At 33.8% G+C, this 13,017-nt stretch carries 13 protein-coding genes and 1 pseudogene; 4 read left to right on the top strand and 10 right to left on the bottom strand.

The window, feature by feature from the left end:
• Positions 1-73: 73 nt before the first annotated feature.
• Positions 74-1,615, bottom strand: coding sequence for a hypothetical protein (locus ACNQGH_RS11860; RefSeq protein WP_417956216.1), 1,542 nt, complete (start codon positions 1,613-1,615; stop codon positions 74-76).
• A gap of 438 nt (positions 1,616-2,053) precedes the next feature.
• Positions 2,054-2,791, bottom strand: a complete 738-nt coding sequence (locus ACNQGH_RS11855) for a hypothetical protein (protein WP_417956215.1) — start codon at positions 2,789-2,791, stop codon at positions 2,054-2,056.
• 323 nt (positions 2,792-3,114) lie between these two features.
• Here ACNQGH_RS11855 and ACNQGH_RS11850 point away from each other — a divergent pair, with 323 nt between their 5' ends.
• Complete coding sequence (locus ACNQGH_RS11850) at positions 3,115-4,143, top strand: rod shape-determining protein (RefSeq protein ID WP_417956214.1); 1,029 nt, start codon at positions 3,115-3,117, stop codon at positions 4,141-4,143.
• A gap of 81 nt (positions 4,144-4,224) precedes the next feature.
• On the opposite strand, the gene ACNQGH_RS11845 is transcribed toward ACNQGH_RS11850, so the two are convergent.
• Positions 4,225-4,323: an IS3 family transposase gene (locus ACNQGH_RS11845; RefSeq protein ID WP_417956243.1), complete on the bottom strand. Its 99-nt coding sequence runs from the start codon at positions 4,321-4,323 to the stop codon at positions 4,225-4,227.
• Positions 4,324-4,675: 352 nt separating this feature from the next.
• On the opposite strand from ACNQGH_RS11845, the pseudogene ACNQGH_RS11840 reads away from it, so the two are divergent.
• The 3 genes and pseudogenes from ACNQGH_RS11840 to ACNQGH_RS11830 all read left to right on the top strand — a co-directional run.
• Positions 4,676-5,059 (top strand): annotated as a pseudogene (locus ACNQGH_RS11840) (transposase); the annotation flags it as partial.
• A gap of 467 nt (positions 5,060-5,526) precedes the next feature.
• Positions 5,527-6,102 (top strand): Crp/Fnr family transcriptional regulator, encoded by a 576-nt coding sequence (locus tag ACNQGH_RS11835; RefSeq protein WP_417956213.1) that lies wholly within the window; start codon positions 5,527-5,529, stop codon positions 6,100-6,102.
• A gap of 66 nt (positions 6,103-6,168) precedes the next feature.
• The gene (locus ACNQGH_RS11830; protein WP_417956212.1) at positions 6,169-6,609 is read left to right on the top strand and encodes a carboxymuconolactone decarboxylase family protein; all 441 of its coding nucleotides are present in this window, start codon (positions 6,169-6,171) and stop codon (positions 6,607-6,609) included.
• A gap of 553 nt (positions 6,610-7,162) precedes the next feature.
• Here the strand turns inward: ACNQGH_RS11830 and flxY are convergent.
• From flxY to ACNQGH_RS11795, 7 genes are all read right to left on the bottom strand, one after another.
• The gene (flxY, locus tag ACNQGH_RS11825) at positions 7,163-8,461 is read right to left on the bottom strand and encodes a flexirubin biosynthesis putative acyl-CoA ligase FlxY (RefSeq protein WP_417956211.1); all 1,299 of its coding nucleotides are present in this window, start codon (positions 8,459-8,461) and stop codon (positions 7,163-7,165) included.
• A gap of 22 nt (positions 8,462-8,483) precedes the next feature.
• Positions 8,484-9,401, bottom strand: a complete 918-nt coding sequence (locus ACNQGH_RS11820; protein WP_417956210.1) for an MMPL family transporter — start codon at positions 9,399-9,401, stop codon at positions 8,484-8,486.
• Positions 9,402-9,449: 48 nt separating this feature from the next.
• Positions 9,450-9,935 (bottom strand): hypothetical protein, encoded by a 486-nt coding sequence (locus ACNQGH_RS11815; protein ID WP_417956209.1) that lies wholly within the window; start codon positions 9,933-9,935, stop codon positions 9,450-9,452.
• Positions 9,936-9,968: 33 nt separating this feature from the next.
• Positions 9,969-10,340: an ApeI family dehydratase gene (locus ACNQGH_RS11810; RefSeq protein WP_417956208.1), complete on the bottom strand. Its 372-nt coding sequence runs from the start codon at positions 10,338-10,340 to the stop codon at positions 9,969-9,971.
• Between the two features lie 6 nt (positions 10,341-10,346).
• On the bottom strand, positions 10,347-10,520 hold the full coding sequence (locus tag ACNQGH_RS11805) for a hypothetical protein (protein WP_417956207.1): 174 nt from the start codon (positions 10,518-10,520) through the stop codon (positions 10,347-10,349).
• Between the two features lie 200 nt (positions 10,521-10,720).
• Entirely contained in the window at positions 10,721-11,812 is a 1,092-nt protein-coding gene (locus tag ACNQGH_RS11800; protein WP_417956206.1) for a beta-ketoacyl synthase N-terminal-like domain-containing protein, read from the bottom strand.
• Positions 11,809-13,011, bottom strand: a complete 1,203-nt coding sequence (locus tag ACNQGH_RS11795; RefSeq protein WP_417956205.1) for a beta-ketoacyl-[acyl-carrier-protein] synthase family protein — start codon at positions 13,009-13,011, stop codon at positions 11,809-11,811. The genes ACNQGH_RS11800 and ACNQGH_RS11795 overlap by 4 nt, the downstream gene beginning before the upstream one ends.
• Positions 13,012-13,017: the final 6 nt, after the last annotated feature.

The following is a 13,017-nucleotide window of genomic DNA, read 5'->3' as shown; positions in this document are numbered from 1 at the left end:
TACTTTTTGAGCTTATATAAAGTTAATATCTAAAAAAATATAAACCCGAAAGCAAAATCTGTCACAGGAACTTTTAATTATCACAGAAAGACCCTATCTGTTGCAAATGTCTCTCCGTTTGGTATTTATTAAAGTTATCCCATTTTGGAGGAAAACTTGTTTTTTGTCCGCACATGGAATCCAAACAAACGTTGTTGTCTTTGTACGTAGCATGTAAAACAGCCAAAATTTTAAAGAAAAATTGATCTAACATTACGATAGCTTCAAATTCGGACTTTAGTGTATTGTAATTACTGTCTGATGGATTTAATACTTGCAGTAAATCTAGAACTTCGTTCTTTTCAGCTTCATTGATTTCAGCTAAATAACCCATTTTTAAAGTTTTAAAAACCAAATTATTCCAAGCCACACTGTCATGCCCCCATTGAACATTTGGTAGATTTAAAGAATGCTCACAAATTAGAATAATGGAAAAAAGAACATCATTTAAGTACTCCGCCGGAAACTCGTCAAAGCTTCTGAATTCAAAACCGCTTTGGTACATTTTTTCCTGATTAAAATCAAGACCCACTTCCGGAAGCAATTCATATTCCATGTCTACTTCAATCTGATCTCGCCACCAAATATTTTCCTCTTTTTCAAATTTTAGCAGTTTTCTAAAATCATCTACTTTATACGTTAGAATTTTACCTTTTGGCATAGCTTTATTAAAAGTTCCTACGCCTATGTAACGAGACATGGCGTTTCTCATAGAACCCAAAGTGAATTTTTTGTCCAAACTGTACTTATCACTGATCACTCCCATAATGTCAGGACTTCCAAGAGTTGCTATAAAAAAAGGCTCAAACCATTGCAACAAATAAATGGCGTTGGCGTGTGTTTTATCAAAATCATTATAATCGACAATCCTGCTGTTTTCCGTTAATGACGGCAAAGTAATATGAAAATGGTACGTTCCATTATTAAACAAAACGAGGTTTTCCTGATTGGTCATGAACATATTAAGGCCATTGTTGTAATCTGGAAAATTTAATTTCCCATTTAGGACGGACGATTCATTGATTTTATCGAGGAATAACTTTTTGGTGGCTTTTAATTCTTTGCACGAATCAGCTATCGTTCGATTTTCAAAATATTTGGTTACAAATTCGATAGAATCACCATCAAAATGTACAGCACCCATCGTTTTGTTTCTTTGGGTAATCATACTTTGAATATTGTACGGTTGATTCTCAAGGAAAAGTTCCATGATGGATTTTCCAAGATATTCGGGATTTTCAAGCGGTTGTGGGTTTGCCTCAGCAGTTTCTGCGTCGACTAATGGTTTTACTACCGATAATGTTTTGTGCTGATAGTTTGTATCCAGTTTTTCCAGCGAATGACTATTGATCATTCGGCTCACTTTATAGTTTTCATTCAAGCCAAAAGCTTTTTTCAATAAAGGAGCTAAGCTTTCTGGTTTATAACATTTTCTATAGTCAATACTATATTTCTCAAAGCCAATTTTTTCTTGTATAAATTCACCAGAAACTATTAGGGATTCTTCAAATTGCATGTAGGTTTCGTTTTCTAATCCTATTCCCCAATAATATTTTTTTGTCTGATTATCTTTCATTTATACTGATTTTCTTTTTTTATGGTTAATTAAACTTTTAAAGGCATTATTTTTTATTCGGAAATTCGAATCTAATCTGTTCAGAATCAGAGGCGAAAAAACTTGTAATGGATTAAGCATAATTGCTGCATCCATTAAAAAAGTTTTATTTTACTTTTAAAATTGTAGGATTTTATATTTTAGTGTCAGAAATTTTTCACCGGATCGACTGAAAGATTAATAAAAAGTGAAGTTTTATAATGGGGTTATAAAATTACTATTGTCATTAATGCTTTTGTATCAATAATTTAAGCAGAGGAATAGCTCAATTACAACTTTTGCTATTCTTGTTTTTTTCAAGTTGCAAAAGTAGTTCTTTATTGTGTCATTTCCAAGTGGTTAACGCACTGACAATCAATAAAAGTTTTGGTGTTTGAAGAATCGGGTTAATTGTTTTATCTATTCATGGTAGTAAAACACATAGGAGGAATATAACGCATCATTCCACCAATCTTTTCTAACTTCCGAAAAGTAATTATAATTCAACTTTCCTGCTTGTGATTGCAGTGGATATACTACTATGCCGTTCTCTCGATAAGCTTTATTCAAATCCGTTTCGGGAACAACAGGAACAATATGTCCAGAGAGTCCTTTTTCTTTTCTTTTGGCGCAAATTATTCCAATTCCGCCGTTGGCATTCACTTTATTTTGAATTTCATCAGCAGTGTGCATTCTTTTCCAACCAAAACTGGCTCCCCATTGTAAAAACCAATCATGGATTGCACTGGAGTAAATGCGATCAACAGTTTGCTCAAAAACAGCTTCCTCGTCCTGTCCCTGCACTATTTTTTTCAGCGCTTCATCCGTCCACCAGACTGTTGGAAGATATACTTTACAGAAATAGCAATAATCATAAGAGTACACATTACAATAGGTATCTTCTACTGTTCTCTGATACCTGATATTGACAGCAACATCCAGCTTATCAATGAGTCGGCCAATACTTTCTTTTTTACTGACAGAATCCGTCAAATCTCTAAAGGGAATACTGGAATCCTCAATAGGTTTTTCCTTCATTTCCATAGAATCTAACTGAGATGCCGGATCGGGTAATAAATCAGCTTTCTTTATTTGACTATTCGGTATTGGATTATCATCCAGAGGTAACGATGCTACTGATACGGTATATTTTTCCATCTTGAGTACTTAAAATTAATTGACTTAACGCTACAGGAATTGACTTTCGCACAACGTAATCTTGTCAATCAAAAAGTAAATATAAGGATTTTAAATTTTCTAAATAGTTGTGGCAAAAGACAAATTATAGAAAATATTACAATTAATGTAATTGATTTATTATCCTGTTCATGTAAGAATAAGATTAACTTCAGGAGTTTAAAATCGTTCGTTTATGAATACTAAAGGTCATTGTTATCCGAAATCTATTATTGTTCATGCAGTGTATTTCATCTTGCAGAGAATAAAACAGCAAAAATAACGTTCTTAAACAAAACAATATTATGGGTTTATTTGATTTTATGATAGTGGAAATTGCTATGGATTTAGGAACGGCTAATACTTTAATAATTTATGATGGAAAAATTGTAGTGGACAGCCCTTCGATTGTGGCCAGGGATATTAGAAACGGGAAAATTATTGCTGTAGGTAAAGAGGCCAGTTTAATGCAGGGTAAGACCCATGAGAATATTAAAACAATCCGACCGCTTAAAGACGGGGTTATTGCAGATTTTGATGCTTCAGAGAAAATGATCAGCTGGTTTATAAAAAACATACCAGAATTAAAGAAAAATTTTTTAACCCCCGCGCTGCGAATGGTTGTATGTATTCCCAGTGGTATTACCGAGGTGGAAATGAGAGCTGTAAAGGAGTCTTGCGAACGGGTAAACGGGAAAGAAGTGTATTTAATTCATGAGCCTATGGCTGCTGCTATTGGAATGGGTTTAGATGTGATGCAGCCCAAGGGCAATATCATCGTAGATATTGGAGGAGGGACTACTGAAATTGCGGTTGTTGCCCTAGGAGGAATAATTTGTGACAAATCGATAAAAATTGCTGGTGATGTTTTTACCAATGATATATTGTATTATATGCGAACGCATCATAATTTATATGTTGGAGATGCTTCTGCAGAGCGAATAAAAATTGAGGTTGGTGCTGCAATGGAAGAACTCGAAGAAGCTCCTGAAGATATAACGGTTCGTGGAAGGGATCTACTTGCCGGGAAACCTAAAGAGGTTATAGTTAGCTTTAGGGAAATTGCAAGAGCTTTGGATAAATCAATTCAGAGAATTGAAGACGCTATTATGGTAACGCTTTCAGTGACCCCGCCAGAACTGGCTGCTGATATTTATAATACGGGTTTGTATCTCGCAGGGGGAGGGGCTATGTTGCGTGGTCTTGATAAAAGGATTTCGCGGAAGACCGATTTGCCGGTCTATATCGCAGAAGATCCTTTAAGAGCCGTGGTCAGAGGTACGGGTATTGTCTTAAAAAATATACCTAAATATAAAAGTGTACTGATAAAATAATTTCATTTATGCATCATGAAAAGACATAAAAAAAACCTATTTTGTTATAGACTGCACCCAAAAGTTTAGACAGATTTATAATTAATTTTGATAATAATGAGCTCGATATTGTATCGGGCTCATTCCTTTTAGATTTAGTTTGATTCTTTCATTATTGTAATATTTTATATATTCTTTAATTTCCTTTTTTTAATGGGTAGTGTCATTAAATTTTATGATATGAAACAGTTCCGATTTTAATATGCCAAAGAAATTTTCGATAACTGTATTATCTCAACAGTTTCCTTCTCTTGACATACTCTGCACTAATCGTTTTTCTTTCAAGAGCGTTTGATCTTGTTTTATTTAATATTGCCAGCAATCGGAGTGTAATATTAAATTGGTATTATTTGATATTCTCCTAAAAGACTTTGTAAGCATAGTGGTTCTTTGAATAAAAATTAATCAATTTATTTACCGCTCTAATGATCAGATTCTCTTTTGATTGTAAAAAAAAATAGTTAAAAAATTAAAATAAATTTTTAAATAACATAAAATATATAGCACCAGAGATAATCGAAGAAAGTTAAAAGAGAAAGGAATAAACCTGATCGGAAAGCCTTTGGGACGACCTTCACTGGCAGCGCAAATCGTCTTAAGTCCAGGAGAAAGAAATCCTATAGAAGGTAAATTTGGTCAAGCAAAGACTGGATATGGTTTAGACCGTGTCAAGGCTAGGTTGCAAGATACAAGTGAATCTTGGATTGCCAGCATCTTTTTAGTGCTCAACCTAGTCAAATTGGCTGGGGTGGCACTCCATTGTCCGATAGCTCTATTATTCGAGAGTTTATCAAAATGGTTAATGCAAAAAATGGAACAAAATGGAAATAGGTGTGATTTAAACGAAAATCACACCTATGAACTATGTCTTTTATGAAAATGAAAAATAAACGTGTCTCTGAGTTTTTCAGCAGACCCTACTTAAACTAATGAAGTTATAAAAAAACTTAATTTTTTATTGGCTGGTAAAATCAATCCATAGTGGAGGTTTTGATTAAAATGTAGTTAAAAGAACACGTTAAGCTAGTGATTGAAGCAAAGCAGTACGTATATAGTAGCCTGGAATTTTTTAATTGTCGTTAATACCGGTACTATGTTGGCGATTTTTTAAGCCTAAATTTTTTATGATTCCCTTGCCTGTTTTTATTATTTTAGCAAAGAAATTAATTTTTTCGGTGGTATTGCCGATGGTTTAGTTCAACATAGGTCGTGAGGTTTTTAAGCTAAACTGAAACTTCTTTTTGTATTTTTAGCTTATCGACAAAACAAACTAAAACAGTAAAGAATCGATTGTCTCGAATCTGGCGGGACGCTAGTAGTAATTTTTAAATCCCGAAGAAAACTATGTCTGAAATATTTAAGACTCATTTAGAAAAGTTTATTGAAGTAAACGAAGAGGAACTTTCTGATATTTTAGCATTCTTCCAAATTGCAAATATCACAAAGAAAGAAAATCTGCTTGTTGAAGGACAGATTTGTAAATCGCATTATTTTGTTCTTAAGGGTTGTTTGCGAAAATTTTTTATAAATAATAAAGGAATTGAACAAACTACCGAATTTGCGATAGAGAACTGGTGGATTACAGACAACTTTGCTTATGAGCGAGGACTGCCAACGGAATTTTACATTCAGGCTGTAGAAGATTCAGAAGTTTTAACCATTGACAGTTATTCACAAGAAAAATTATTGGTCGAATTTCCGAAAATGGAACGTTATTTTAGATTTATCTATCAACGGGCATATGCAGCATCACAAATGAGGATAAAATACCTGTATGACTTGTCTAAAGAAGAGTTCTATAATCATCTGTGCAGAAAACATCCTGAGTTTGTGCAACGGATTCCACAATATTTAATTGCTTCTTTTTTAGGTTTTACTCCAGAATATTTGAGCGAGATTAGGAATAAAAACCGTTCTTAAACCAGTTTAAGTTTTTTTTGTATTTTGTTTAAGACATTTGCCCTGTTAATTTTAAATAACACAAAGATGGAAAAAAGAATAAACATCAATGAAGTTGAACCTCAAGCATATAAAGCAATGTATGCGTTGGAAGGATATTTAGCAACAACTCAATTATCGAAAACACACAAAGAATTAATCAAAATTCGTGCTTCTCAAATCAACGGATGTGCATTTTGCATTGATATGCATACAAAAGATGCACTAAAAAACGGAGAGACCCATCAACGTATTTTTTTACTGAATGCCTGGCGTGAAACCGATTTATTTTCGGAAGAAGAAAAGTTAATTTTAGCGATTACTGAAGAAATCACCTTGATTCATGATAAAGGTTTGTCAAGTGAAACGTACAAAAAAGCGGAACAATTTTTTGATAAAAACCTTATCGCTCAAATTATAATGGCAATTGTAATCATAAATGCATGGAACAGAATTGCTGTAAGTACACATTTAGAACCAGCAAAATAAAACTACCACTGTAGTTAAGGTTTCTAATTTAGTCATCTCTCACTCCCAAAAAAAGTCCATTTTGTTAAGCAAAATGGACTTTTTTATATTTCAGGTTTTTCCCTTTTTTAATTTGTCTCTTGAAAGTTATACTATTATTTAGACTACTTATTGAATTAGTTTTGTTATATTATGGAAGAGTGAAAGATCTTTTAATTTCTTTGAATCCTATCCGATTATACTACCTAAGACATGTTCTGAATGAAGACTTGAATAGCTGAAAAATTGCCATGCTGAAATTAATTGATGTGGTTATTTATTCAAGTTTCTTTAATTTTATTAAATAAATAGAATCTTATGTTCTCCTGAAACAGCTATTCACAAAGGGTTTTACTAGAATAAAAGTACTACAATTGAAATTTATATTATTAAATGCAAAGGGATCTATAAGCCTATAGTACTTTCGGGAAGAAATCAGAAAGTGTAAATAACCTTGCCATAACCTTGCTATAACCTTGCTGTTTTTTGAAGTTATTTGTAAGTCAATATTAAAATAGGAAAATCAAATTATAATTTAAAGTAAATTTTTTCTATTGTCAAAAAAATGAATTGGCTTTCTGCTCATTGGATTATAAATCAATGCGTGCAACTTTTCTTTGGGGGTAAATTCAATTTTTGGAGTTACTCTTAATTTAGCCCTGAAATGATCTTTAATTCTATTCAAAATACCTTCAGATTCTTGTTTTACGGCAATCCTGATTAAAATTTCATCAGTTCCCAACTCATTTGTTGAAATTATGATTATGTAATTTTCAATAGCATCAAAATCGTTCAAAATATCAATCATTGCTGGCGGATACAAGGTTGTTCCCTTGTATTTTATCATTTGCTGTTTTCTTCCAATAACCGGACCAACGCGTAACGTATTTCGACCGCAAGAACAAGGATTGGTGTGCAATTGCACAATATCGCCCGTTTTAAAACGTACCAAAGGCATTGCTTCTATACCCAAAGTGGTAAAAGTCAACTCGCCTGATTCTCCGTCTTTTACTGGTTTGTCGTCTTTGTCCAGAACCTCGACAATTATTAATTCGGGATGATGATGGCCACCAATCGAATGCTCACATTCCGTAAAAGCCGTACTCATTTCGGTCGAAGCATAAGTCGAAAACAGCTTGATGTTCCATTTATCAGTAATTTTTTTTGATAAAATGGTCATCGAAAAATCTTGATTTCGTAAAGATTCTCCGATGCAAACGGCCCCTTTTATGCCACAATTATTATAGTCAATATTATTTATTTCGGCATATTCAATCAGTTTCAGCAGAAACGAGGGAACTGTGATTAAATAAGTAGGTTTGTATTTTAAAATAGAATCCCATTGCAATTCCGGAATTCCGGCGCCCACACGAATTACGCCCACTTTCATTTTTCGCAATCCTAAAAAATAGGCTAAACCTGCCATAAATCTCCTGTCAATTGTTGTCATCAACTGCACGATGTCACCTTCTTTAATTCCGGCACAATCAAAAGAAATAGCTTCGTTATAGGCTAATCTCTCTAAATCTTTATCTGTCAAACCAAAGGTTACCGGATCTCCTAATGTACCGGATGTGGTGGCATAGTCAATAATTTTATTGGCTGGCACACACAGAAAATCGTCGTTGTATTTTTGCAAATCTTCCTTTGTTGTCACTGGCAAAAGCTGTAAATCCTCAATTGACCTTATACTGTCAATATCAATTTTACCTCTAGAAAATAGTCTTTTATAAAAGGGAGAATTTTGATTGACATAAGTTAAAACTTCCAAAAGTTTTTGTTGTTGTAATGCCTTAATTTCAGATAAAGAAGCTTTTTCTATTGCAGGAATCATAGTAATTTTCTTTTAATTTTCTTTAAATATTTTGTATTTCTTCTTTTTTGGGAAGGGTGATTTTTTTGATCAAGGCTTTTCCCAATTGTACTTGAGCCAATTGGTATGACTTTTTTTGATAAAAGTACAATCCAATTTTATAATAAACACTTTTAATCTGATTGGTATTGGCCACGGCAATAAGCGTGGAGCCAAAATAATTGACTTCAGCTTTGGTTTTGAACCGCTGGTTTAAATGGTCTTTTATCAAATTGAGTTTGGCAGCAAAAAAAGTATTTTTTTTCGTTTCGCTCGAAGGTAGATTGGGCGTGATAAACAGAAACAATTTGTTTTTGTCCTTAGTCATCATACAACCGTTTTCCAGTTGAAAATCATTGAGTTGTTGCAGTTTTTTTAATCCAATGAAAGAAATTTCCAATGGACCTTGAAGTATAAAATATTTGGTAACAATTCCGGTTGGCGAAGTTATGGTTTTGTAATTGCCCGCAACAGCACTTGTAACACGGTCTTTTTGTAATTTTCCCTGAATGGTTTCGTAGTCTTTCTCGTTCAGGAATGAAGGCAGGTTATTGTGTACAAAATTCATCGTTTCCTTAATGTTTTCTTCATCAATTTTCCTTTGGATAGAAGTAATATAGGGTTTGCACTCGTTGGAAACGCTGTCTAGAAAAACTTGGGCATATTCGGATAAATCCTCTGTAGTTCCTGCTTTTTCTAAATGAATCGTAATGGCAATTTTATCAGCAAAATTCAATTGGTTTAAAACTTTTGCCGGGACATCGGATTTGTTGTTTGTTGGAATTAATTTGGTGATGTCTTCACTGAATTTAATTTTGGAAGCAAAGAAGAGGAATAGAAAAAGCATTCCAATAAACAATGCAACAGAAAGGAATTTCCTTCTATTCACAAAGGAATGAATGGCGAAAAATAAGTAGTGCATTCTTTATTATTTGTTTCTAAAAGTACTAAAAATTGTCAATACCTTCCACTAATTTATCGCTTGCTTTTCGGCACTTGAAAAACTTTTAGATTGCAGAATAAAGTTTTTTATATACTCTTTCAAGTTTCCTGATTGCTCTTGGTAATGGTCCAACAGGAAGTTTTTATCTTCCTTTTTATTTGCGCTATAGTTTAAAAATTTAGGTGCTTTTTCCTGAATGCTCAATCGAATTAATCTTATTTCGATGTTATTGGGGTCACTTTTTACGGCAAATTCTACCATTTTAGCTCCTTCTTTAAAATTTTTAGATTTATCAGAAATTTCTTTTTTATATCTCGACAACGCCACTATTGATGCGCCTTTGTAAGCAACCAATGTTTTATTGTCTTCTTTTGTAACATCGGCCAATTTTGAAGCAAATTCTTTGGCATTACTTTCGGTATTTACCGCAGAAGAATACAGTTTTCGAATATACGCAAGTTCAGGAGTATTGGAAATACTTAGAAAAAGGCAAATGGAAAGGAATAATTTCATGTCTGGTTACTTGTGGTTGGGTATTATAAAAGGCTAAACTTTTCGATAAACACTGCTGAGTTTCAAAGCTACTGTATCGTTAAAATAAGTAACGTTTTTTACTTTGACCAAGTCGGTTTCAGTCATTGAAACATCAAGTTCTAATCGCAATTCCGGTGTGTTGAATGGATTGATTAATGCCATAAACTTGGCGTTGGACAAGGATTGCATAAACAGGGAGCTTGCAGAGATTTGTTCCGTAAGTTCCTTGATGATTTGCATCATGCAAACGCCCGGCATAATTGGATTACCCGGAAAATGTCCTTTGAAAACTTCGTGTTCCGCATTGATGTGGATGAGAACCAAGTGTTTATTCTCGGCTGTGTTTTCTAAAGAAATGACTTTGTAAAAATCTTTTAATATCATATTTTTTTATTTTACATCAAATGTGTAAGTGTCTCCAAATTGAAAAATAACATTGTTATGGTTTCTGTCAGAATAATCTAAAACTGGTATGAGCCCTTTTTTGGCACGTGCTTCTATTCCAAAGTTTTTGCCAAATTTTAACTCCGCTTCAATAAATAAACCAAGATCTATTTTAGTCAATATTGTAATTTTTGTCAACAACAACATCAAAACTTGTCCCTGTGTAAGGATGAAAAATTTGGATAAATCGAAATTTGTTTACAATATTTAAATTGAGATAGGAAATCTTTATTGTTCCAGATGTACTAATGCCCTTAGGAGAAAAAACATATTCTGAGCCTTGATTAGAACAAAGTACCTCTGGCGATAATGTATAAAATTTAGTTAGATTCATGTTTATAAAGCCTCCTACATTTTGAAATTAAGGTAAAACTATGGTCGATTCCTTTGTATTGATTGTATAAAAGGATTGTTTTATAGGCTGGTTTTTCCAAATTATTTACGCTAATAATTTCTGGAATCTCCTGTGTTTTGATTATTTTTGAACCAACCCATAATCCAAAAGCTGAAGCGGTATTGTATTCACCCGACAAATGTTTATAATATACTTGTGGTGTGTTTTTAAAAATATTTTCATAAAGTATTGTGTAATAAGTATCAAATGCTATATCACCATTATATCCTAGAAGCACTGCGTCAATATCGGAAACTTGCAATTTATTTGCTTTCAAAAAAGACATTATTTTTGCTTCAACCTCGTTTACGTCCAGTTTATTTATGATTTCTATGTCCAAAACTTCGGCATAAGTTGTGTTCTTTTTTTCATTTTCCATAACAAAAAAAGTAGCACCTTCGCCATAAACTGCTCCTTTTGTAGTCGAGTTTAAAATCTTGTAAGGACTTTGGTTTTCTTTTTTTATAAATCCTGCCAACCTAAATAGGGAAGTGGTATAATCTGCATTTTCATCTATACCACCAACTAAAATAGTGTTGGCTTCCTCTTCCTCGATTTTCATTTTTGCATCCAAAAGTGCCGATTCAAAAGAAACAGAACCATTTACATAGGTCACATTATACGCTTTGCATTGCAATCCCAAAGCAATTTGGGCACCAACGGTGTTGTGTGTTGATTGTATAAAAGAAGTGGGTGTCAAAAATTCTTCTTTATTGTCGATAATCGCTTTCAAGAATTTCTCTGAATCTTCAATACAACCCATTCCAGTTCCAGTAATAATAGCGTCAACTGTTGCCACATTAGCATCTTTCATTGCCATTGCCGAAGCCACAATTCCGTTTTTCACGCCTTTAGCCATTCTTCGGATGGCGACAGGCGAAATAAAATCTTTGTAAATCGGAGTTTTTATCGCAAGAATTGTACCATTTTCATTGATTTCGGCTTTTTCTAAAAAAAGAGTGTTGAATGTTTCCTGAGCCGAAATACAACCTAGTCCGTTGATATATGTCTTTCTCATTCGTTTTTAGAAAATATTAGGGTCGAACAATTTCCTCCAAATCCAAAAGAATTGGACAATACATGTTCAATGTTTTTATGTTTTAAAGCCGTTTGCGGAATTAGATTGAATTCCTGCATTGGTGTTTCAAAATTCAGGTTTGGAAAAACCACGTTGTTCTGAATCGCCAAAACACTATAAACGGCCTCAATTGCAGCTGCAGCGGCTAAAGTGTGACCTGTTAATGGTTTTGTGGAACTAAAATCGGGTGCTTTTTCTTCTCCAAAAATCCTCACAATTGCTCTTCCTTCAGACAGATCATTATTAGGAGTTGCCGTTCCGTGAACGTTTATGTAATCTATTTGTTCGGGTTTTAAATTCGCCACTTGCAATGCTTTTTCCATTGCCAAAAAAGCGCCATCGCCGTTTTCTGAAGAGGCCGTTTGATGAAAAGCATCATTCGCATTTCCGTAACCGGAAACCCGAGCCAAGACTTTTTTGTTTTCTTTATTTACAATTTCATCAGATTCCAATACCAGGAATGCTGCGGCTTCTCCTAAATTTAAGCCTTTTCTGTTATCATCAAAAGGGCTGTTGTAACCATCGGATAAAATCATTAAAGTCTTGAAACCGTTGATCGTGAATTTTGCTAAGGCGTCTGTTCCACCTACAATCACTCGGTCTAATTTCCCTGATTTTATCAATCTTGCGCCCAGCATTATCGCATTTGCTGCCGACGAACAAGCGGTGCTAATTGTGGTAACCATTCCTTTTAAACCCAGCTCATCGGCAATTTTATGAGCCACATCGCCACCTTCGTGACAACTGATATATTTTACAAGGTTTTCGTTTTCAAAATAGTCGTAATAATGAGCTTCAGTCATATCCATTCCGGCAACGCTTGTTGCCGAAATCAATCCAGTTTTATATTCGTTAATCGAAGAGATTTTGGCATTTTCAACTGCTTGTTTGGCTGCAATTGCACCAAGCATCGCCGTTCTTGAAAAATTATTGTCTGGCGAAAGTTGCAATTTCTCAATCAACTGTTGATTCGTTTTTTTTATTTCACCTACTTTTATTTCGCCAGAATGTACCGTCGAAATATTTTCGATGGTTGTAATCCCAATTTTATTATTTACTAACGAAATATAATTCTCCTCAACCGTATTCCCGACAGCTGAAATAATTCCCATTCCTGTTATGGCAACTCCTTTACTCATAATTAT

This window comes from Flavobacterium kochi, assembly GCF_048286715.1.
Lineage (GTDB): Bacteria > Bacteroidota > Bacteroidia > Flavobacteriales > Flavobacteriaceae > Flavobacterium.
Note: the sequence above shows the minus strand (reverse complement) of the source record. Positions and strands in the feature narration are given on the sequence as shown.

Coding starts and splice junctions, on each gene's coding strand:
- ACNQGH_RS11795 (WP_417956205.1), bottom strand. CDS start 13,011: ATGAGTAAAGGAGTTGCCATAACAGGAATGGGAATTATTTCAGCTGTC.
- ACNQGH_RS11815 (WP_417956209.1), bottom strand. CDS start 9,935: ATGAAATTATTCCTTTCCATTTGCCTTTTTCTAAGTATTTCCAATACT.
- ACNQGH_RS11850 (WP_417956214.1), top strand. CDS start 3,115: ATGGGTTTATTTGATTTTATGATAGTGGAAATTGCTATGGATTTAGGA.
- ACNQGH_RS11860 (WP_417956216.1), bottom strand. CDS start 1,615: ATGAAAGATAATCAGACAAAAAAATATTATTGGGGAATAGGATTAGAA.
- flxY (WP_417956211.1), bottom strand. CDS start 8,461: ATGATTCCTGCAATAGAAAAAGCTTCTTTATCTGAAATTAAGGCATTA.
- ACNQGH_RS11810 (WP_417956208.1), bottom strand. CDS start 10,340: ATGATATTAAAAGATTTTTACAAAGTCATTTCTTTAGAAAACACAGCC.
- ACNQGH_RS11830 (WP_417956212.1), top strand. CDS start 6,169: ATGGAAAAAAGAATAAACATCAATGAAGTTGAACCTCAAGCATATAAA.
- ACNQGH_RS11855 (WP_417956215.1), bottom strand. CDS start 2,791: ATGGAAAAATATACCGTATCAGTAGCATCGTTACCTCTGGATGATAAT.
- ACNQGH_RS11800 (WP_417956206.1), bottom strand. CDS start 11,812: ATGAGAAAGACATATATCAACGGACTAGGTTGTATTTCGGCTCAGGAA.
- ACNQGH_RS11835 (WP_417956213.1), top strand. CDS start 5,527: ATGTCTGAAATATTTAAGACTCATTTAGAAAAGTTTATTGAAGTAAAC.
- ACNQGH_RS11820 (WP_417956210.1), bottom strand. CDS start 9,401: ATGCACTACTTATTTTTCGCCATTCATTCCTTTGTGAATAGAAGGAAA.